At 55.9% G+C, this 19,364-nt stretch carries 17 protein-coding genes and 1 pseudogene; 3 read left to right on the top strand and 15 right to left on the bottom strand.

Annotated features, from left to right (window positions below; genetic code table 11):
* The 6 genes and pseudogenes from ACS603_RS11650 to ACS603_RS11625 all read right to left on the bottom strand — a co-directional run.
* Positions 1–990 carry a putative FMN-dependent luciferase-like monooxygenase gene (locus ACS603_RS11650; RefSeq protein WP_474944313.1) on the bottom strand — a complete coding sequence of 330 codons (990 nt, stop codon included), beginning with the start codon at positions 988–990 and terminating at the stop codon, positions 1–3.
* Positions 987–2,594, bottom strand: coding sequence for a dipeptide ABC transporter ATP-binding protein (locus ACS603_RS11645; protein WP_474944312.1), 1,608 nt, complete (start codon positions 2,592–2,594; stop codon positions 987–989). Before ACS603_RS11645 ends, ACS603_RS11650 begins: the two co-directional genes overlap by 4 nt.
* Complete coding sequence (locus ACS603_RS11640) at positions 2,591–3,442, bottom strand: ABC transporter permease (protein ID WP_474944311.1); 852 nt, start codon at positions 3,440–3,442, stop codon at positions 2,591–2,593. The genes ACS603_RS11645 and ACS603_RS11640 overlap by 4 nt, the downstream gene beginning before the upstream one ends.
* On the bottom strand, positions 3,439–4,383 hold the full coding sequence (locus tag ACS603_RS11635; protein WP_182061179.1) for an ABC transporter permease: 945 nt from the start codon (positions 4,381–4,383) through the stop codon (positions 3,439–3,441). The genes ACS603_RS11640 and ACS603_RS11635 overlap by 4 nt, the downstream gene beginning before the upstream one ends.
* 10 nt (positions 4,384–4,393) lie before the next feature.
* Positions 4,394–6,013 carry a TIGR04028 family ABC transporter substrate-binding protein gene (locus ACS603_RS11630; RefSeq protein ID WP_474944310.1) on the bottom strand — a complete coding sequence of 540 codons (1,620 nt, stop codon included), beginning with the start codon at positions 6,011–6,013 and terminating at the stop codon, positions 4,394–4,396.
* 192 nt (positions 6,014–6,205) lie between these two features.
* Positions 6,206–6,691 (bottom strand): annotated as a pseudogene (locus tag ACS603_RS11625) (zinc-binding dehydrogenase); the annotation flags it as partial.
* Between the two features lie 222 nt (positions 6,692–6,913).
* Here ACS603_RS11625 and ACS603_RS11620 point away from each other — a divergent pair.
* Positions 6,914–7,513: an inorganic diphosphatase gene (locus ACS603_RS11620; protein WP_182061176.1), complete on the top strand. Its 600-nt coding sequence runs from the start codon at positions 6,914–6,916 to the stop codon at positions 7,511–7,513.
* Between the two features lie 37 nt (positions 7,514–7,550).
* On the opposite strand, the gene ACS603_RS11615 is transcribed toward ACS603_RS11620, so the two are convergent.
* A complete protein-coding gene (locus tag ACS603_RS11615) occupies positions 7,551–9,260 on the bottom strand; it encodes an ABC-F family ATP-binding cassette domain-containing protein (RefSeq protein ID WP_474944309.1) in 1,710 nt (569 codons plus the stop codon).
* A 331-nt stretch (positions 9,261–9,591) separates the two neighbouring features.
* Here ACS603_RS11615 and ACS603_RS11610 point away from each other — a divergent pair, with 331 nt between their 5' ends.
* Positions 9,592–10,419 (top strand): HNH endonuclease, encoded by an 828-nt coding sequence (locus tag ACS603_RS11610; protein WP_474944308.1) that lies wholly within the window; start codon positions 9,592–9,594, stop codon positions 10,417–10,419.
* A gap of 25 nt (positions 10,420–10,444) precedes the next feature.
* Here the strand turns inward: ACS603_RS11610 and ACS603_RS11605 are convergent, their stop codons facing one another.
* From ACS603_RS11605 to ACS603_RS11595, 3 genes are all read right to left on the bottom strand, one after another.
* Positions 10,445–12,142 (bottom strand): NAD-dependent malic enzyme, encoded by a 1,698-nt coding sequence (locus ACS603_RS11605; RefSeq protein ID WP_315688672.1) that lies wholly within the window; start codon positions 12,140–12,142, stop codon positions 10,445–10,447.
* A 174-nt stretch (positions 12,143–12,316) separates the two neighbouring features.
* Positions 12,317–12,454, bottom strand: a complete 138-nt coding sequence (sra, locus tag ACS603_RS11600; protein ID WP_315688671.1) for a stationary-phase-induced ribosome-associated protein — start codon at positions 12,452–12,454, stop codon at positions 12,317–12,319.
* Between the two features lie 100 nt (positions 12,455–12,554).
* Entirely contained in the window at positions 12,555–13,406 is an 852-nt protein-coding gene (locus tag ACS603_RS11595) for a Vmh family MBL fold metallo-hydrolase (protein ID WP_315688703.1), read from the bottom strand.
* A gap of 111 nt (positions 13,407–13,517) precedes the next feature.
* Between ACS603_RS11595 and ACS603_RS11590 the strand changes: the two genes are divergently transcribed.
* Complete coding sequence (locus ACS603_RS11590) at positions 13,518–14,393, top strand: LysR family transcriptional regulator (RefSeq protein WP_474944307.1); 876 nt, start codon at positions 13,518–13,520, stop codon at positions 14,391–14,393.
* 163 nt (positions 14,394–14,556) lie between these two features.
* Here the strand turns inward: ACS603_RS11590 and ACS603_RS11585 are convergent, their stop codons facing one another.
* Genes ACS603_RS11585 through ACS603_RS11565 form a run of 5 tightly spaced genes read right to left on the bottom strand, consistent with a single transcriptional unit; the run spans position 14,557 to position 19,354 of the window.
* Positions 14,557–15,534 carry a mannuronate-specific alginate lyase gene (locus tag ACS603_RS11585; RefSeq protein WP_474944306.1) on the bottom strand — a complete coding sequence of 326 codons (978 nt, stop codon included), beginning with the start codon at positions 15,532–15,534 and terminating at the stop codon, positions 14,557–14,559.
* The gene (locus ACS603_RS11580; protein WP_474944305.1) at positions 15,534–16,463 is read right to left on the bottom strand and encodes an oligopeptide/dipeptide ABC transporter ATP-binding protein; all 930 of its coding nucleotides are present in this window, start codon (positions 16,461–16,463) and stop codon (positions 15,534–15,536) included. The genes ACS603_RS11585 and ACS603_RS11580 overlap by 1 nt, the downstream gene beginning before the upstream one ends.
* Positions 16,456–17,442 (bottom strand): ABC transporter ATP-binding protein, encoded by a 987-nt coding sequence (locus tag ACS603_RS11575; protein ID WP_014070331.1) that lies wholly within the window; start codon positions 17,440–17,442, stop codon positions 16,456–16,458. Before ACS603_RS11575 ends, ACS603_RS11580 begins: the two co-directional genes overlap by 8 nt.
* The gene (gene ddpC / locus ACS603_RS11570; protein WP_182061163.1) at positions 17,442–18,335 is read right to left on the bottom strand and encodes a D,D-dipeptide ABC transporter permease; all 894 of its coding nucleotides are present in this window, start codon (positions 18,333–18,335) and stop codon (positions 17,442–17,444) included. The genes ACS603_RS11575 and ddpC overlap by 1 nt, the downstream gene beginning before the upstream one ends.
* On the bottom strand, positions 18,332–19,354 hold the full coding sequence (locus tag ACS603_RS11565) for an ABC transporter permease (RefSeq protein ID WP_474944304.1): 1,023 nt from the start codon (positions 19,352–19,354) through the stop codon (positions 18,332–18,334). The genes ddpC and ACS603_RS11565 overlap by 4 nt, the downstream gene beginning before the upstream one ends.
* Between the last annotated feature and the right edge of the window lie 10 nt (positions 19,355–19,364).

Here is a 19,364-nt window from a genome sequence, read left to right as displayed (position 1 = left end):
TCAAAGAATGTGGGGGGCGATATGTGCTGCAATCAATTCAATCGAACGCAGGGTATCCGGGTGCGAGGGTTCCACCGAATGCACCTGGAATGAAATATCCGTCGCGCGCGCCAGGACGGAATCGGCTTGCAGCGAGGCGAGAACGGTTTCAGGCGCGCCAATATGGGCGTCAAACTGACGGCGATAATCCGCCACGCTATCGCCTGTTACCTGATACCCGGTCGCGCGATGCTGCTGAGCCTGTTTTGTCAGCCCGGGGGTTGCCACCGCTAGCGCATAGTCATCGCTGTCGGCGACGAATGCCGTACGCGAGGCCAGAATACGTGGCGCGACGCCCGCAGGCAGGGCATCCAGATAGGCATCAATAATAGGGTTCTGGATTTCATCCAGCGTTAAATCCAGCCTGTCTGCCGGGCGGGGTTGCGTGCGTGAGAGCATCAGACCGTGCCCGGCCTGTGCTGCGCGTATGGCTCCTTCCACCGAAAAGGTCGCAATCCATACCCGCCGGTTGAGCTGTGGGGAGGGTGGATAAAGATGGTTGTCGGGATGGGTGAGCGAATCCCCGCCCCAGGCGCTCTGGATAACATGCAGATGTTCAGCAAACACGGCGGAGCGTTCCTCGAACGTCAGGCCAAACGGCAGGAATGAGGTGGGTGTACCCCCGGAGCCAAAGCCCACTTCCAGGCGGCCATTCGCCAGCAGATCCAGCACGGCGGCATCTTCCGCTACCCGCAGCGGGTTTTCCATCGGCAGCGTGATGATGGCGGTTCCCAGACGAATGTTGCGCGTATGCGCAGCCACATGTGCCAGGAATAACAGCGGAGAGGGCAGCCCGCCTTCGTGCTCATGAAAGTGGTGCTGCGCAATCCAGGCGCTGTCGAAACCGTGGCGCTCCGCGTGCTGTATTTGTTCTGTTGCCAGGCGGTAACGTTCTTTCGGCGTGGCGTCATCCAGCAGGCGGGTGAAAAATCCCAGGCGTTTTCGCGTCATGCGAACTCCTCCGTAACGGGTGAAAAATGGGGAATGGCGTCAATCAGTTCGCGGGTGTAGCTATTCTGCGGTGTGGCAAACAGCGCTTCTACCGCGCCATGCTCTACAACCTGGCCGCTACGCAGCACCGTCACGCTGTGCGCAATGCGGCGAACGGTCGACAGATCGTGAGTGATAAAGAGATAGGTCAGCCCCAGCTGTTGCTGTAACTGCTGAAGCAGGGCCAGGATCTGCGCCTGTACCGTGACATCCAGCGCCGAGGTGGCTTCGTCCAGCACCAGGATGGTCGGTTCAAGGATTAGTGCCCGCGCAATGGCTACGCGCTGACGCTGCCCGCCGGACAGTTCGCGTGCCGTCCGGCTCAGAAGCTCTGCGGGCAACGCGACACGCCGGGCAACGTTCTCGACGCGCGTCTTGCGTTCCGTTTTGCTGATGCGGGCAAAGTTTTTCAGTGGTTCTTCGATTATCTCAAAAAGGGTTTGCCGCGGATCCAGTGAAGCAAACGGATTCTGGTACACAAACTGGATTTTCTGTCGCAGTTGGCGGCGCGCCTCATTGCTTAAGGTGGTGGCGTCGATATCGTCAATCACCACGCGACCGCTGTCGGCTTGTTCGAATCCCAGTAAAATGCGGGCGAGGGTGGTTTTCCCGGAACCCGATTCGCCCACCAGGGCGTGCGTACTGCCGCGCGTCACGTCGAAACTAACCTGATCCAGGGCCTGAAGCTGATGACCTTTACCCAGCGAAAATTGTTTGCTGATCCCCTGCGCGCGTATGGCTGGTGACGCCAGCGGTAAACCTGACACCGGGGCAATGGTCAGCCGTTGTCCCAGGAGATCGCTTAACAGCTGGCGAGTGTAGGCGTGCTGCGGTGCACGCACGATATCTGCTGTGGCACCGTGCTCCTGCACCTCTCCGTGACGGAACACCAGCAGTCTGTCGGCGCGCTGTGCGGCAAGCGCCAGGTCGTGCGTGACAAACAGCACCGCCGTACCGGACTCGCGACGCAGCACATCCAGTAAATCAAGAATGCGCTTTTGTACCGTGACGTCCAGCGCACTGGTCGGTTCATCGGCGATGATCACATCGGGGCGCAGGGCAATGGCGATGGCAATCAGAACGCGTTGCTTCATTCCCCCGGAAAGTTGATGCGGGTACTGTTTCATGCGCTGTTGCGGGTGGCTTAACCCCACTTTGGTTAACAGGGCTAACACCTGTTCATCCCGCTGGGCGGCAGTGATTTTTTGATGGATCTGAATAATTTCCCCCACCTGCGCGCCGATAGTCTGAACCGGGTTCAGTGAGTTACCGGGGTCTTGCGGGACAAGGCTAATCCGCGTGCCGCGCAGGGCATCGAGCCGTTTAGCAGACCAGAGGCTGATCTCTTCACCATTAAGCAGAATGCTACCGCCATCGCGGCGGGCGTTGTCTGCCAACAGGCCAATAATCGCCTGTGCGGTCGTGGTTTTGCCCGACCCCGACTCGCCTACAAACGCCAGCATTTCTCCCCGTTTTAAGCTAAAGCTGACGTTATGGACCACTTCCCGCCACTGGCGGCCGGTGCGGTAGCTGAGGCTGAGGTTTTCCACGCTGAGAACGGTCATATACGGCCTCCGCTGAACTGCTGGCTAATACGGTTGGTGGCAAGCACTACCGCGATGACGACAATGCCCGGGAAGGTGGTTAACCACCAGGCGGTGGAGAGATAGTTACGTCCCTCAGCGATCAATAATCCCCACTCCGGGACGGGCGGCGGCGTGCCATAGCCGAGAAAACTCAGCGTAGAGAGCGCCAGAATCGCCTGGCCAAACTGTAAGGTGGCAAATGCCAGTACCGCAGTGAGTGAATTGGGAAGAATATGTCGCCACAGCACGGCCAGGAATGTGCCGCCGCTGCCAAACGCCGCTTCGACGTAATCCGTATGGCGAATACGGACCACTTCACCGCGCGCCAGCCGGGCGAAGCTGGCGATGGAGGCCACCCCGACGGCAATGGCGGCGTTTACGGTGCCAAAACCGAGCAGAATAATGACCGTCAGCGAGAGCAGCAGAGACGGAATAGACAGCAGGACATCGACAAAGCGCATCAGCAACGACTCAACACGCCCGGCAAACGCGCCGGCAATGACGCCAAGCCCTGTTCCGGCGACTAATCCCATGGTAACGGCAGCCAGCGCAGCGCTCAGGGAGTGTGAAGCGCCGTAAATAATGCGCGTATACACATCCCGGCCAAGCTGGTCGGTACCGAGCCAGTGGCCCGACTGCGGCGCCAGACGTTGCGCACCCGCGATGCCTTCAATCGGGCTGTAGTGGCTGAGCAGGCCCGGCGCGAAGGCAGCAAATGCGGCAAGCACAATTACGGCCCATGCCAGCCATAATCCGGGTTGCCACGAAATACCGGGCAACCGGGGCACGCGTTTTCGTGCGGCCGCGGCGTAATCAACAAGACTCATTGGGCACCTCCGGTGACGGTTTGCAGGCGAGGATCGAACAGCGGCATCAGCAGATCCACCAGCAGGTTAATCAGGACAAACCCCAGGGCTGAAATCATCACCACCGCCTGGAGCACGGCAATATCCTGGTTATTCACCGCCTGCTGGGTCAGCTGGCCCAGGCCGCTGCGCCCGAAGACGGTTTCAGTGATAAGCGCCCCGGCAATCAGTTCGCCCAGCAGTAAACCGGCAATATTCAGCACCGGTAGCAGGGCGTTACCCGTGACGTGGCGCCACAGAACGGCGGTTTCGCTCAGGCCTTTGGCACGCGCTACGGCCACAAAAGGCTGGGATGCCACCTGGTCCAGGCTGCGCATTAAAATCTGTGCCAGTGGGGCGGAGATCGGAATGGCGACGGTCACGATCGGCAGGATCAGGCCTTGCAGGGGCGTTGGGTTAATGACCGGTATCCACTTCAGCTGGAACGAAAAGAGCTGGATTAAGGCGATACCCAGCCAGAATGTCGGCAGAGAGATAAACAGCACCGGCAAAGACTGAATGGTATTGCTGAGCCAGCGCAAACCCGGCAGGCGCGAAGCAAAAGCCAGTGCGAAAGCCAGCAACACCGCTAGCGCAAACGCCGGGAGCGCCAGGCTCAGGGTATCCGGCAGATTGCTGGTAATCAGCTCGCTGACCGGGACACCCGCCTGGAGCGAGTAGCCGAAATCTCCGCGTAACATGGCAAACAGCGTATGGCCATACTGCTGCCACAGCGGGCTGTCTGCCCCGTAAGCCACGCGCATCTCCTGAATTTGCGCCGGGCTTAAACCAAGATCAGGGTTCTGAAATTTGATCAGCACCGCATCACCCGGCAGCACCTGAAGCAGCACGAACGACAGGGTAAAGGCGGCCCATAACACCAGCAGCCCATGGCCTGAACGTCGAAGCAGTGCGTGGCTCATGTTCGACTCCTTAATGTTTCTCAATCCATGTGCCGTAGAACGACGGGCGGCCAACGGCTTCAAAGTTCACCCCTTTAAGCCAGGGCGCACCGGCAAAGACCTGCGGCTCTTCGAAGATCGGGATCACATAGGCGTTGTCCAGCAGGTAGCGCTGTGCATCCCCTGTCAGCTGACGTCGTTTTTGCGGGTCCACTTCTGCGGAAATATTTACCAGCAGTTCGTTCAGCTTGTCGTCGCGGAAACTTTTGACCTTGTCGCTGGAACCGCCTTTTTGCAGCAGTGCATCGCGGTTAGCGGGATAGAACATGCTTTTCACCACGTCCGGGTCGGCGCGACCCACTTCAGATACCGTCAGCGGTGTTTTTAACGGGTCGAGGTTATCCAGCGTGCGGCTTCCTGCGTCACCGGCTTTGACGTTCAGCACCACGCCAACCTGACGCCATTGCTGGGCTACCAGCTGTAACACCTCTTTGTTTTGCGGCTGAGGCAGAGATTCATAAATGGTCAGCGCCAGGCGTTGCCCGTCTTTGGCGCGGATCCCGTCGCTGCCCGTTTTCCAGCCAGCATCATCGAGTAATGCGTTGGCTTTGGCCGCATCGAAGGTCAGTTTGTCGCTCAGATCAACAAAGCCTGCGGCGGAACCTGCAATAACGGATTTTGCCTGCGGGTAATTGGGTGAGAAGAGGGTGTCGACGACCTGTTTCGCGTTTGTGGCATGGAGCAGCGCCTGGCGGACCCGAACATCGGCAACCAGCGGGTTATCCGGGCGGAAACTGATACTGTCGTTCACACCTCGAGTCGGTGCGGCGTAGATGTGATAACCCTGATCCGTGGTCTGTTTTTCGTCATACGCCTGCACCTGGCGAATCAAATCTGCCTGGCCTGCCAGCAAGGCGCCAATGCGAACGCTGTCTTCCTGGGTGACAATAAACTTGATGCCATCGAGGTTGGCCGGGCCTTGTTGGGCCAGGTTTTTTGGCCCCCATTGATAGTCTTTACGCGCCTCGAGCGTCACTTCGCGCCCCAGCTTTTCGTCTTTCACCACGAACGGCCCGGAACCAATAATATGGCGGGCATCACCCAGTTCTTCGAAATTACGCTTCAGCGTACTGAGCGACACCAGGCCCGAGCCGATGGTGGCCGTACCCTGTAAGAATCCCGGTGACGACTTTTTAAAGAAGAACTTCACGGTGAGCGGGTCGACCACTTCGCTGTGATCGTAGTTGTTGATTACCTCAGAAACCGGCAGGCGTTGTGCCTTATTCCCCAGACCATAGGTGTCGAAGTTTTTCGCCACGGCGTTAGCGTCAAGCGGTGTGCCGTCCGAGAACGTGATCCCCGGGCGGATCTTAAAGGTGTATTCGGTTTTATCGGCGTTTGTGCTCCAGCTTTCCGCTACCCAGGGTTCAACCTCCAGCGTCTGCGGGTTCTGCCAGGTCAGTTTGTCTGTTATCTGATTCAGAATGCCGCCGTTAGGGTAAAATCCCCCGGCGGGCGGATAAAGGTTGGTATGCGCCTGTTGTTCCAGGTAGATAAGCGTGCCGCCTTTAACTGGCGTATCAGCCGCGTAAGTCGCCGTGGTAGCCAGAATCAGCGCTGTCAGCAGCGGCAGGCGAAATGGAGTTTGCATGGTGAATTCCTTTGTTATCTTCTTGTTAGCGTCGGATTCATCATCGGGTGCGGGGGAAAACAAGGGAACAAAGGAATTGAGATAAGGTTTGCCGGAAACTGAAAATGAAAACGCCCCATCAGCGGGGCGTTGAAAGCGTGCTACACAAATTTTGCCTTCCCTCTCCCCAGTGAGGAGAGGGAAGCATATACATTACGAACGTAAATCAATCACCATACGGCCACGAATTTGCCCTTGTTCCATCTCTTTGAAGATAGCGTTGATATCTTCCAGCGGACGCATCGTCACCTTCGGGACAACCTTACCTTCAGCGGCGAACTGGAACGCTTCCAGCAGATCCTGACGGGTACCCACAAGCGATCCCACAACCTGAATGCCGTCCAGCACCAGGCGCGGAATATCCAGGCTCATCGCTTCAGGCGGCAGACCGACGGCGACCACGCGGCCACCCGCGCGAACCGCATCCACTGCAGAGTTGAACGCCGCTTTTGCCACTGCGGTCACCACTGCCGCATGTGCGCCACCGGTTTTCGCCTGGATAACCTTTGCTGCATCAACGCTTCGCGAGTTCACGGTCAAATCAGCACCCATGCTGGCGGCTAATTTCAGCTGTTCATCATTAACGTCGATGGCGATGACTTTGGCGTTGAACACATTTTGGGCGTATTGCAGTGCAAGAATACATCTTACTTCTTAAGAATTAGAGTTTTGTCGGTGTTATGCAAGGCCGCAGCAACATAATGTCATCATTTTATTAGGTTTTTGTTCATTAATGCGGCAAGGCAGCATCATTCCCCTCAATTCAGGGGGGTGGTAAAAAACTGACAAAAAACTGTCATGGTTCTGACATGAACCAAACGTAACGTGTTGTCTTCCTAATAACCGAAGAGTTAAAAGACAATGCATCTGGTGAAAAAACTTATCGCAATCAGCGTTCTCCTGTCCGCTTCCGTTCAGGCGCAAAACATTCTTGAATTCCCTCAGCCGGAGAACAACCCGGAAGAGTTCTATGCCGTTACGGAAATCCCCGCAGGCGGCATTATCAAATATGAAACCGACGCCAGGACCGGTTTTATCGTTGCTGACCGTTTCCAGTCCATGCCTGTGGCTTATCCGGCTAACTATGGTTCCCTGACACAATCTCTGGCCGGTGATGGTGATCCGCTGGATGTGATTTTCTATACCCGTGCGCCAATGGCACCGGGTACGCTCATTAAGCTGCGTGCGATTGGCGTGCTGAAGATGGTGGATGGTGGTGAGAAGGACGATAAAATCGTCGCGGTTCCGGCGAGTAAAATCGACCCAACTTACGACGATATTAAAGAACTGAAAGACCTGCCGAAAATCGAAGTGCAGCGCCTGGAGTCGTTCTTCCGCGTCTACAAACAGCTGCCAGAAGGGCGCAAAAAAGTTGAGCTGAGCGGCTTTAACGATGCGGCGACCGCGAAGCAGGAAATTAAACAGGCATGGGATGCCTGGAAAGAGAAAAACCCGCAGTAATACTCTGGCCCGGCGGGGTTAACCGCCGGGAGCAGACTTACAGTTGTGCTTCCAGCTCCTCAATTTCTTTACGCCATTGCGCCTGCAACTGCGGCTTTTGATGCTTCGGCTTGCGCGCTAAGTCATCTGCAAGCAGTGTCTCCAGCGCCACCAGTTTTTCCAGCACATCGTCATACGGCGACGGGGCTTCGTCCCGTGGTAGCACGGTATCGACCGGTTGCGTCAGCCCCGAGCTTTCACGCAGACGTTCGAACACGGCGTCGGCATCGTGCCATTCACTGAGCTTACCGTCTTCAATCAGCCAGAAACGATTGCAGCTCTGGCTAATCAGCTGTCGGTCGTGGCTAACCAGTAGTACACCGCCTTCAAACTGTTGCAGAGTGTCAGCCAGCGCCTCTTTGCCCTCCATGTCCAGATGGTTGGTCGGTTCATCGAGCATCAGAAGGCTATAGCGGGCGAGCGTCAGCCCGACAAACAGCAGGCGAGAGCGCTCGCCTCCGCTGAGTGTGCTGACCTGCTGCCCATGACGCGCCCACGGGAAACCCGCACTTATCAGCGCCATTTTGCGATCCTGTGGGTTTGGCGCAAAGGGCTCCAGCGCGTCCAGCAGAGGGGCATCGTCCGGTAGCTGGTGTAGCGTCTGGTCGTAATAACCCGGCGCAACACGTGGGTGGAGTTTCAGCGTATCCGTTGATTGCTCAGCACTAAATTGCTGCCAGATAAGCTTCATCAGGGATGATTTTCCGCAGCCGTTACGCCCGGTTATGGCAACCCGATCACCACTTTTCAGCCGTGCGATGTCCACCCTGAACAGGGCAGGTAAACCCGGCGCCGGTGGAACGTCGAGGTTATCCAACTCCAGCAGACGGTCGGCACGTAGTGCATCACCCCGCAGAGTTAACGTCCACTGACTACCGGCTGTGACTTCCGTCTGGCTCTCTTTGAGCCGTTCGACCTGTTTTTCCATTTGCTTGGCTTTGCGGGCGAGATCTTCGTTATCGTAAACCTTGCCCCAGGTCGCCAGCCGTTTAGCACTGGCCGCGACGCGGTCGATCTCCTTTTGCTCTGCCTTGTGGCGCAGGGAATCGCTTTCATCCTTTGCGACCAGCGCTTTGCGTGCCGCAGTACAGGGGAGCGCAAAGTAGTGCAGCGTTTTGTCTCGCAGGATCCAGCTTCCGTTGGTGACGGTATCCAGCAATTGTCGGTCGTGGGATACCAGCACAAAGCTACCGGACCAGTTTTGTAAAAACTGCTCCAGCCAGAGCATCGTCGGCAGATCAAGGTGGTTACTGGGTTCATCCAGCAGCAGCAGATCCGGCTCGCTGATTAGCGCGCGTGCCAGCAGCAGGCGGGTATGTTGCCCACCGCTAAGGGTAGCCGATTGCAGGGCGGTGTCCTGCGGTGTAAAGCCCATGCCGGCCAGCAGCGTTTCCGCTTTCCAGCGAAGACTGTCACGTTCAGCCGCGGGCAACTGCGCCAGTACGGCATCCAGCATGGTTAGCGGATAAATTGCTTCCGGCAGATGTTGTTCTACACGCGCCATCATACAGTGTCCGGCCAGCGCGACGTTGCCCGCAGCGGGGGAGTCTGTGCCGTCCAGCACCTTCAGCAGCGTACTTTTACCGCAGCCGTTATCGCCCAGCAGGCCGATGCGGTCGCCTTTTTTCAGCGTAAAGGAGAGTGAGTCGAAGAGCGTGCCAAACGCCGTATCAACACGTAAAGATTGTGCAGTGAGTAAAGTGCTCATTTGTTGCTTACCCAAGAGTTACAGGCATGTTTATGCCTCGTCAAACATCGCTGACGATAACTCAGTAAGCCCGAGAGAAGGGATTTCAGGAATTGGTGTCTTCGCTCAAGCCGAAGTTATCGCAGCACGATATCGATAACGCTTGAGCTGGTGCGATCACCAAATGTATGTGAAACATTGAAAATTTCACAGTACAGCATAATTGGCCTCCTTATATATTCAGTGGGTCAATGAGTGTCGAAAGTATAATCGAATGCTGCACTATTGAACATTAAGATTTTTGTCGTTATGCCGATACCATTCCATATGAAAACAAAAGGAGATTGAGTGTATGGCTTATTTTTACGCCTATCATAGTGCATCTAATACCACCGATTTTGATTACACAAAGGGGTATGGTGTTAGTGCGGAAAGTGAGAAAAAGCTGACTCATGTGAATACAGGTGACTTTGTCTTTGTCATCCAGAATGTGCATAAATCCGTGGGTTACCAGCTATGCGGTCTTTACCGTATTGAAAGCATCAATTTCGAGCAGGATAGCGTCTATCCCCATCGAGTGCAGTTAAGCGATGTTTCTGAACTGAATGATTTTATTACTCTTAACCGCCACGAACTGAGCAAAGTGCTGCCTCCTGCGGGTAAAGAGGGTCACTGGGATCGTTTTATGAACCACTTTGCACAGACAGGGCGGACATTCCAGAAGCCTCTGGATGTGTCGGTCATTGCCATCCTTAAGGAACAACTTAACCTGCAACATGAGGAGAGTGAAGATATTCCGGGTAGCGACGAAATAGACTTTTACGACAAAGTCAGCAGGGCGTTAAAACTAAAATCTGCGGAAAGAAAAAAGCGCCTGAAAAATGCGTCTGTTCATCCGGCGAAAAAACAGGTTTCCGTCTGGCGTTACGATCGTAATCCCGATGTGGTGGCCGAAGTACTTCTCAGGGCTCAAAATAATTGCGAATGTTGTCATTCCCTGGCACCGTTTCAGCGTATGAAGGATGGGGCTTATTATTTAGAAGTTCATCACATTATTCCACTATCAGAAAATGGGGAAGACAGCGTAGATAATGCCATTGCCCTTTGCCCAAACTGTCATCGGCAGGAGCATTACGGTGAACAGAAAATAGATAAAAACTGGCGACCTGCCAAAAAATAAGTGGGCCAGCGGCCCACTTACAGTTTTAGATGGAGGTACGGCGATAACTCCGGTATTCCGGCATCCAGAAGTTATCGTCGATGGCTTGTTGCAGCGCATCGGCAGAGGTTTTGATCGCCACGCCTTGCTGCTGCGCCATTTTGCCCACCGCAAAGGCGATAGCGCGGGACACCTTGTGAATGTCTTTCAGCTCTGGCAACACCAGGCCTTCACCGTTATTGACCAGCGGCGAGTGCTTCGCCAGCGTTTCACTGGCAGACATCAGCATTTCGTCGGTAATGCGCGATGCACCGGAAGCAATAACCCCCAGACCAATTCCCGGGAAGATGTAGGAGTTGTTGCACTGGGCGATTGGGTAGGTTTTATCCTTCCACACCACCGGATCAAACGGGCTGCCGGTGGCAACCAGCGCATTACCTTCGGTCCAGGCGATGATGTCCTGTGGAGTCGCTTCCACACGTGAGGTCGGGTTAGACAGCGGCATCACGATAGGGCGTTCACAGTGTTTGTGCATCTCACGAATAATTTCTTCGGTGAAGAGACCCGTTTGCCCGGAAACGCCAATCAGAATATCCGGCTTCATGTTGCGCACCACATCCAGCAGGGACAACACTTCGTTATCGGTATCCCAGTTTTTCAGGTTATCGCGTTTCTGCACCAGCTTGGTCTGGAACGGCAGCAGGTTTGGCATCGCGTCGGTCAGCAGGCCGAAACGGTCAACCATAAAGACGCGGGAGCGAGCAAGCTCTTCGCTTAAGCCTTCGCGCTGGGTCTGGGCGATAATCTGTTCGGCGATACCGCAACCCGCCGAGCCTGCGCCCAGGAAGACGATTTTCTGATAACTGAGTTGGCTGCCTGCCGCACGGCTGGCGGCGATCAACGTGCCAACGGTCACGGACGCAGTACCCTGAATATCGTCGTTGAAAGAGCAAATCTCATCGCGATAGCGGTTCAGCAGCGGCATGGCGTTTTTCTGCGCAAAATCTTCAAATTGCAGCAGCACATCCGGCCAGCGGTGCTTCACGGCCTGGATAAAATCATCGACAAACTGATAGTACTCGTCGTCGGTAATGCGCGGATGACGCCAGCCCATGTACAGCGGATCGTTCAGCAGTTGCTGGTTGTTGGTCCCGACATCGAGCACTACTGGCAGGGTATACGCCGGGCTGATACCGCCGCACGCGGTGTACAACGACAGCTTACCGATTGGAATGCCCATCCCGCCGATGCCCTGGTCACCCAGGCCCAGAATACGTTCGCCGTCAGTTACCACGATCACTTTGATATTGTGGTTTGACACGTTTTGCAGAATGTCATCCATGTTGTGACGGTTCTGGTAAGAGATAAACACGCCGCGGGAACGACGGTAAATTTCAGAAAAACGTTCACACGCCGCGCCCACCGTTGGGGTGTAGATAACCGGCATCATCTCTTCGAGATGGTTTTGCACCAGACGATAGAACAGGGTTTCGTTAGTATCCTGGATGTTACGCAGATAGATGTGCTTATCTATTTCGGTTTTGAAGCCTTGATACTGGATCCAGGCGCGTTCAGCTTGTTCCTCGATAGTTTCAACCACTTCTGGTAACAGGCCGAGCAGGTTGAAGCTGCCGCGCTCTTCCATGCTGAAGGCGCTGCCTTTGTTAAGCAGGGGGAATTCAAGCAGAACGGGGCCGGCATAGGGAATATATAGGGAACGATGTTTTTTCAGTTTGTTGTCCATGTCACTCACTCTTTTTTGAAGATCCGTCCCCGACACTGCGGTTGTCATCTTTCTGGCCTGTGCTGCGGGTTTCGGTCGGGCAGTATTATAGAGGAGCTGAATGTTAATTACCGCAACACATAAACAAAAACACCATCGGTTTTGCCGATGGTGTTGTGCGTCATAAGCGGAAACTTACTTGTCAGCGTGGCGTTTTCTGCCCGTTGCATGAGCGATAACCGTTTCATGGCTATCTTCGATAACCACTTTTTTGTGGTTAGAAATCTTGTAGTTCAGTCCCAGAATATGGCGTGCCTTACGGTTCGATTTCATGCGTACTCCTCAATCCTGTTGATAGTTTTAAGGACAACTCCGCGTGTGCGGAAGAAATGTAACCCCTTAGGTTGCCAATCCAGCTTAGCAGATATTCACATTACCACTTCATTTCGCCGGTATTCACTTTGGCGCTCAGCTCCAGGGAACTGGCTTCGGCCAGGTTTGGCCACTGGGTTTTCATTGCATTAATCACGCCTGCGGAATCTTTATGTTGCGCCAGTGCTTGCTCAAACTGCGCCAGATACTGACGGGTAAAGACAATGGCCTCGCTTCCGGCAGGCGGTGTGCCAAGATAATGCCCAGGGATCACGCGCTCAGGTTTATGTGCAGCCATGCTGTCCAGCGTCTGTTGCCACTGCTGACGGCTTTCTTTGCTCTGGGTATCGGCAGTCCAGACGTGAATTCCCCATGAAACCCCAGTGCCGCCCAGTATGGTTTTTGCTGACGGGATCCACACATATGCTGCATAGCTGTCGGGTTGCTCAATATCGATTTTTTCGCCATCAACCATAAAGGTTGTCGAGGCGATAACCTGCGGCACCACCAGCGTGGTTGGCGCGCCGTCTTTCATCTGCGGACCCCAGAACGCAAGTTTGGCGTCTTTGGTGGCCTTAATGTGATCAACCACTTTTTGCGTCGCCACTACTTTGGCGTCAGGGAAGGCTTTCACCAGCGGTTGCAGGCCAAAATAGAAATCAGGATCACCGGAGGTGATCACAATCTTATTGAGCGTTTTGCCGCTGCGACGAATTTTGTCGACCAGTTGCTCGCCGTCTTTCACGCTGAACTGGGCATCAAACAACACCGCTTCAGTTGGCCCGGACACCAGAGTGGAAGAGACGGCAAAAATGCCTTTTTCCTGCGGGTTGTAGCTATCAATGGTTAACGGCGCGGCGAAAACAGCCGGCGTAAAAAGGGTGCACAGTACAGCAAGGCGGGTGAGCTTCATCATCATGTCTCTGTTATTCAGGAAAGTCACTATTGTATGGATTTCTGTATTTGCCAGAATTCCTGAAACAAGACATGCTTAGTTTCATAAATCGAGCAGATGGAGTACTACATGGATCGCGTTATCGCCGCCCAGGTCTATAACCGGATATGCGAACTGGGAAGTCTGAGCGCCGCCTCGCGCTCGCTTGGGATCTCACGTCCGATGGTCAGCCGTTATCTGGAACAGATGGAAAAGTGGGCCGGAACACGGCTGGTAAACCGTTCCACGCGCAAACTGACGCTGACGGCGGCGGGGGAAAAAGTGTTGCTGAAAACGCGCTCGCTCTCGCAAATTTCCCAGGAAATAGAAGATCAGTCCGCCAAAGATTTACCGTCGGGCACGCTACGGGTCGCCTGCGCGCATTTTACCGCAATGCATATGATTGCCCCTGTGTTGCCTGAACTGCTGGCACGCTACCCGCAACTGCGAGTCGAGCTGGATGTGAATAACCACCCGGTGAGCCTGGTGGGTGAGCGTATTGATGTGGCTATCCGCATAACCGATAACCCCGAGCCCGGAATGATTGCCCGGCGTCTGGGGGAGTGTCGCTCGGTGCTCTGTGCTTCACCGCAATATCTGGCCGCGCGGGGCACGCCGCAGTGTCTGGAGGATCTGGCGGAGCATAACTGCCTGCATTACAGCTTCTTTGCCGGGCAATCCTGGCTCTTTGTCACTGACGAGGGTGAACCGGTGAGCGTGGCTGTTAGCGGGAATATTAGCGCAAGTATCTCGTCGCTGTTGATGGAGTCGGCGATTCAGCATTGTGGCATCGCCATGCTGCCGGAACGAGAAGCCCAGGCCGCGCTGGCATCGGGGCGGTTAGTGCCAGTGCTTACGTCCTTCACGCCTAAGTCGCTCGCTATTTACGGTATATATCAGTCACGTGAGTATCAGCCTGCGGCATTACGGGTGTTTCTTGATGAGCTTACCCGCAACCTGCGCTAATTCATGAGCTACGCTCATTACGCTATGCCACTTTTCTCCATAGTCAGCGCGCCGGGGGTGCAGTAGCGTTGTACGGTTCCTTCTGCGCATTCGTGCCGGGCCTCTGACGCCGCCAGCTTTACAATGCCACTGAACTGTTTGTCGACGGCGGTATGGCCCAGATTTAAGGCTGGTAAAGCACTGTTAAATCGCCGCCCATGCGGCGATTTTTTTGTGTATGACTGGCATCGCGCAGTGAAAGCGTGACGCTGTCACATTTTGTCAGGGTGCAGTAAGGCGCAAGCCAGACCACATTGCGGTTATCATGCTGCAAAACCCAGTTTGCCAGGCGTTGCAGGGCGTATTGGTTTTCCGGTAACAGGTCAACACCGTTGGCCTGCGCAAAGCTTGCGATCATGACCAGCGGTTGCAGGGCGTAATTGTGGTACGCCGCCGCCCGCTCGCGGCGTTTACGTTCGTTGGGTAAGGTGCCATCCGCTTCAATCTGCCCGGCGGCGATGCGGTACTCTTTTACCGACCAGTTAAATAAATCCCGCCTGTTTAACGCCACTGACGCGGCCATCACTGACCAGGCGGCCCAGTAGCTGTGGTTATTGGTTTTGGCCAACGGCAGCCCGTCCCAGTCCTGCACAACCTTGTCGGCCAGCAAGGCTAACCAGCGTTCAATATCTGCATTCTCTTTTAACGGCGAACCGGGCATAAATTTCAGTTCAACCCAGCCGGTGGCAAGGGTTGCCAGCGCCCATTTACGCATCGACCGCCCGGTATGGTTGGTGTGGGCAGAGGTCAGGGCGTTGGCGTCAGCCCACTGTTTAAAGCCGCTCAGGATACAGTCCCGCGTTTTCGCATCACCGGTGTATTTATAGCGCCAGATCATCTGCGAAATGCCGCGTTCAAAATCGGTTATCGGTTTGGTTTCGTCACGAAAGGCTTTTTCAGCTTCAGGATTGAGCGTGGCGCGGGCACTGTCAGATCCTTCGTATTTGCTACGAAACACCAGATCTGCGGTGTAAGGCGCAGGGAGCGTGACACAGTTACCGTGCCCGGTGTGGGGTAACGGTTTGGCAAAACCCGGCGGCGGCACAAGCTGTGCCGCACAGGCATAAACGGGTAAACAGGCCAGAAAAAGAACAATTCGCATCAGGTGACTTTACGCCAGCAACGCACGTCGCGTCCATCGGCGGCGGGTTGCAACGACTGCGGCACCTGGCAACCTTCGGTCGCCAGTGGACAGCGATCGCGAAAATAACAGCCTGCGGGAAGATGCCGGTTACCTGGCAGGTCCGTTTTTCGCAGTGCGAGACTGTCATCCAGCGGTTCGCCGGTTCTGGGGACGGAATCGAGCAACAGCTGGGTGTACGGGTGGCGCGGCTGACTCAGCACCTGCCGGGCAGGGCCTAACTCGACAATTTGCCCCAGATACATCACTGCTACCCGGTCGCTCATATGCCGCACGACGGAGACGTTATGTGAGATCAGCACATAGGTGAGATTACGCTGCTGTTGCAACCTGACCAGCAGATTCAGGATCTGCGCCTGGACGGAAATATCCAGCGCGCTGGTGGGTTCATCCAGCACGATGATATCCGGATCGGATGAGAGCGCACGGGCAATGGCGATGCGCTGACGCTGCCCGCCGGAAAACGCATGTGGCAGCCTGTCGAGATATTCCGCGCGAATGCCCACCTGTTGGGCCAGGTTTTCCGCAAGCTGACGGCGTTCGCGCTCGCTGCTGCGTTTTTGTACCCAAACGGGCTCGGTAATAATGCGCCAGACCGGCAGGCGCGGGTCGAGAGACGAGAGCGGATCCTGAAACACCATCTGCATCCCGCTGGCGCTGTTGGTCCGGTGACAATCTCCTGTGCTTGGTCTGAGCATCCCCATCAGTAACTGTGCCAGAGTGCTTTTCCCGCAGCCGGACTCCCCGACAATGCCCAGCGTTTCGCCTTTGTGGATTTGCAGATCCATCCCGTTGAGAGCGTGAACCTGTTCCGTTACACGGCCCAACCAGTTTTTTCGGGCCGGGAAATTCACGTGCACATGGGCCAGTTCGAGCAAAATGTCAGACATGGCGTTCCTCCAGTTGTGGATACCAGCACGCTGCCAGCTGGCCCTGCGCGCCATTTGGCGTTAAACGTGGCGTGTCGGTGCATTTTGCTCCCGCGGCAAAACAGCGTTCACGGAAAGCACAGCCCTGCGGTAAACGGGTCAGATTCGGCACCGTACCGGGAATGGCAGGCAGCATGTCGCGCGGTTCACCGTTTTCCGGCGCACACTGCAACAGCCCAATGGAATACGGATGAACCGGGTGGTGGATAATCGTCTGGGTGGTTCCGCTCTCAATGACGCTGCCGGCGTACATCACATACAGACGATCGCAGAGCTGCGACACCACCGCCATATCATGGCTGATAAACAGCACCGACGTGCCGCTGGCGCGGGCTTTATGCTTAAGCAACCGCAACACCTGCAATTGTACGGTTACGTCCAGCGCGGTAGTGGGTTCATCGGCAATAATCAGCTCTGGCTCGCAGGAAAAGGCAAGGGCAATCATCACCCTCTGGCGCATCCCGCCGGAAAGCTCGAACGGATAACGATCCATCACTTCGCCTGCATCCGGGATTTGCATCTCTTCCAGCAGCGAAATGGCTTTCTTCTGCGCGTCGCGGCGCGACAGAGGCTGGTGCTGACGGATAACCTCCACCATCTGCTTGCCAATGCGCCGTGTAGGGTTGAGCGCCGTCATCGGCTCCTGGAATATCATCGCTACTTTTGCCCCGCGCCACTGGCGCAGCTGCTTTTCCGAAGCGTTCAGCACATCTTCACCCAGCAGTGTCACCTGCCCGTGGTGAACGTGATAGCTCCCCTCCGGCAATAGCCGCATGGCCAGCATCGCCGTCACTGATTTCCCGGAACCGGACTCGCCCACCACGCCGACAATTTCGCCGCGTTTAATCTCAAGCGACACATGGTTTAACGCGTGGACTTCACCGCGAAACACCGGGAAGCTGAGGTGTAAATCGTCAATGGATAAAACTGATTCGCTCATCACTGTTTCCCTCCTGATTTCGGGTCAAGCAGATCGCGGATACCGTCGCCAAACAGGTTGAAGCCCACGGCGGTGATCAGAATGGCCGCCCCGGGAAACGCGCAGTACCACCACTGGTCGAGGACATAGTTACGGCCCACAGCCACCATCGCCCCCCATTCCGCCGTGGGTTGCTGGGCACCTAAACCAATGAACCCCAGCGTGGCCGCCATCAGGATCGCGCTGCCGATATCCAGCGAGGCCTGGACAATCAGCGGCGGCAGGGCGTTACGCAGGATATGCCAGCTGATCAGATGCCAGCGCGATGCGCCAAACGTCCGCGCAGCCTGCACATAGGTAAACTGGCGCACCACCAGCGTCTGCCCGCGTGCCAGGCGCACGTAAAACGGAATGCGCACAATCGCAATGGCCAGCATGGCATTAAACAGGCTGGGGCCAAGTGCCGCTGCCAGCGCCATGGTCAGGACCAGGGAAGGGATCGACAGCATGATATCCATCACCCGCATGATGATGGCGTCTCCTCGCCCACCCAGCACCCCGGATAAACAGCCCAGCAGCGAACCAATCCCGCCGGCAATCACCACCACGGCAAGCCCGGCAGTGATTGACTGCTGGCTTCCCACCAGCACGCGGCTGAACAGATCGCGGCCCACTTCATCGGTGCCAAACCAGTGTAGTGCCGAAGGTGCCTGTAACCGTGCGGTCAGATCCAGGGCATTAGGATCGTGAGGCACAAGCCACGGCGAGGTGAGCATTAACGCCAGCATCAGGAACATAATCATTCCGCCAATCATCGTTAGCGGGCTTTTACGCAGCAACCAGAACAGTTTTGCCCAGTCGATGCGCGGTTTGTTGCTTTTAACGGGGACGGGCGTTTCCTGGGTTAACATCATTCGGCACCTCCGCGCCCGATGCGGGGATCAATCCACAGATAGAGAAGATCAACCACCAGATTCACGAAAACGTAAGCCAGCGACACCACTACGGCAAAGCCCATCACGGCGGGGAAGTCGAGCGCCTGGATAGAGGTCACTACCCATGCGCCCATACCCGGCCAGGCAAAGACGGTTTCGGTTAATACTGCGCCGTAGAGCAGGTCGCCAAGGGCCAGACCAAGCACGGTGATGGATGGGATCATCGCGTTGGGTAAGGCGTAACGTAAAACGATGTACCATCCCGGTAACCCGCTTGCGCGGGCGGTACGAATGTAATCCTCACTCAGCTGTTCCAGCATGGCGGAACGCACCTGGCGCGCCACGATTCCCAGATGCACGAATGCCAGGGTCAGCGAGGGTAAAATCAGGTGTTGCAGGGCATTAAAAAAGACCTCGCCGTTGCCTTCGAGCAGCGCGTCCACCAGATAAAACCCGGTTACGTGTGCGGGCGGGTCGAGCCAGTCGTCCAGCCTGCCACCACCGGGCAGGATTTGCAGATGCCCGTAGAACAGCACGATGACGCCAAGCCCGAGCCAGAATGCCGGGGTGGAGATCCCGGTCATCGCCATCAGGCGCACCAGATGGTCGAGCCAGCGGTTACGGTAAACCGCCGATAAAATGCCCAGTGGGACACCGATAACCAGCGCCAGCAGTAAGGAACAAAATGCCAGCTCAAGGGTAGCCGGGAAGAAGGCTTTTAAATCTTCCGCTACCGGGCGACCAGTGCGGATAGACGTCCCCAAATCGCCGTGTACAAGGGCATCCACATAGCGACCGAACTGGATATAGAGCGGTTGATCCAGCCCAAGCTGCTGACGAATATTCTGCACAATTTCGTCGCTGGCGCGGTCACCGGCCAGCAGGCGAGCCGGATCGCCGGGGATCAGGTGCGAAATGATAAAAGTGATGATACAGACACCTGCCACTACCAGGAGTAATCCCCAGCAGCGCTGGCGCACAATGCTCCAGAACGTCATATGCTTCTCC

The organism is Enterobacter sp. Li2LvB3, assembly GCF_056156645.1.
Note: the sequence above shows the minus strand (reverse complement) of the source record. Positions and strands in the feature narration are given on the sequence as shown.

Bases quoted from the DNA above. Each gene is read 5' to 3' on its own strand.
- ACS603_RS11640 (WP_474944311.1), bottom strand. From the start codon at position 3,442: ATGAGTCTTGTTGATTACGCCGCGGCCGCACGAAAACGCGTGCCCCGG.
- ACS603_RS11585 (WP_474944306.1), bottom strand. From the start codon at position 15,534: ATGCGAATTGTTCTTTTTCTGGCCTGTTTACCCGTTTATGCCTGTGCG.
- ACS603_RS11620 (WP_182061176.1), top strand. From the start codon at position 6,914: ATGCATCTGGTGAAAAAACTTATCGCAATCAGCGTTCTCCTGTCCGCT.
- ACS603_RS11565 (WP_474944304.1), bottom strand. From the start codon at position 19,354: ATGACGTTCTGGAGCATTGTGCGCCAGCGCTGCTGGGGATTACTCCTG.
- ACS603_RS11580 (WP_474944305.1), bottom strand. From the start codon at position 16,463: ATGTCTGACATTTTGCTCGAACTGGCCCATGTGCACGTGAATTTCCCG.
- ACS603_RS11650 (WP_474944313.1), bottom strand. From the start codon at position 990: ATGACGCGAAAACGCCTGGGATTTTTCACCCGCCTGCTGGATGACGCC.
- ACS603_RS11575 (WP_014070331.1), bottom strand. From the start codon at position 17,442: ATGAGCGAATCAGTTTTATCCATTGACGATTTACACCTCAGCTTCCCG.
- ACS603_RS11590 (WP_474944307.1), top strand. From the start codon at position 13,518: ATGGATCGCGTTATCGCCGCCCAGGTCTATAACCGGATATGCGAACTG.
- ACS603_RS11630 (WP_474944310.1), bottom strand. From the start codon at position 6,013: ATGCAAACTCCATTTCGCCTGCCGCTGCTGACAGCGCTGATTCTGGCT.
- ddpC (WP_182061163.1), bottom strand. From the start codon at position 18,335: ATGATGTTAACCCAGGAAACGCCCGTCCCCGTTAAAAGCAACAAACCG.
- ACS603_RS11635 (WP_182061179.1), bottom strand. From the start codon at position 4,383: ATGAGCCACGCACTGCTTCGACGTTCAGGCCATGGGCTGCTGGTGTTA.
- ACS603_RS11610 (WP_474944308.1), top strand. From the start codon at position 9,592: ATGGCTTATTTTTACGCCTATCATAGTGCATCTAATACCACCGATTTT.
- ACS603_RS11615 (WP_474944309.1), bottom strand. From the start codon at position 9,260: ATGAGCACTTTACTCACTGCACAATCTTTACGTGTTGATACGGCGTTT.
- sra (WP_315688671.1), bottom strand. From the start codon at position 12,454: ATGAAATCGAACCGTAAGGCACGCCATATTCTGGGACTGAACTACAAG.
- ACS603_RS11605 (WP_315688672.1), bottom strand. From the start codon at position 12,142: ATGGACAACAAACTGAAAAAACATCGTTCCCTATATATTCCCTATGCC.
- ACS603_RS11645 (WP_474944312.1), bottom strand. From the start codon at position 2,594: ATGACCGTTCTCAGCGTGGAAAACCTCAGCCTCAGCTACCGCACCGGC.
- ACS603_RS11595 (WP_315688703.1), bottom strand. From the start codon at position 13,406: ATGAAGCTCACCCGCCTTGCTGTACTGTGCACCCTTTTTACGCCGGCT.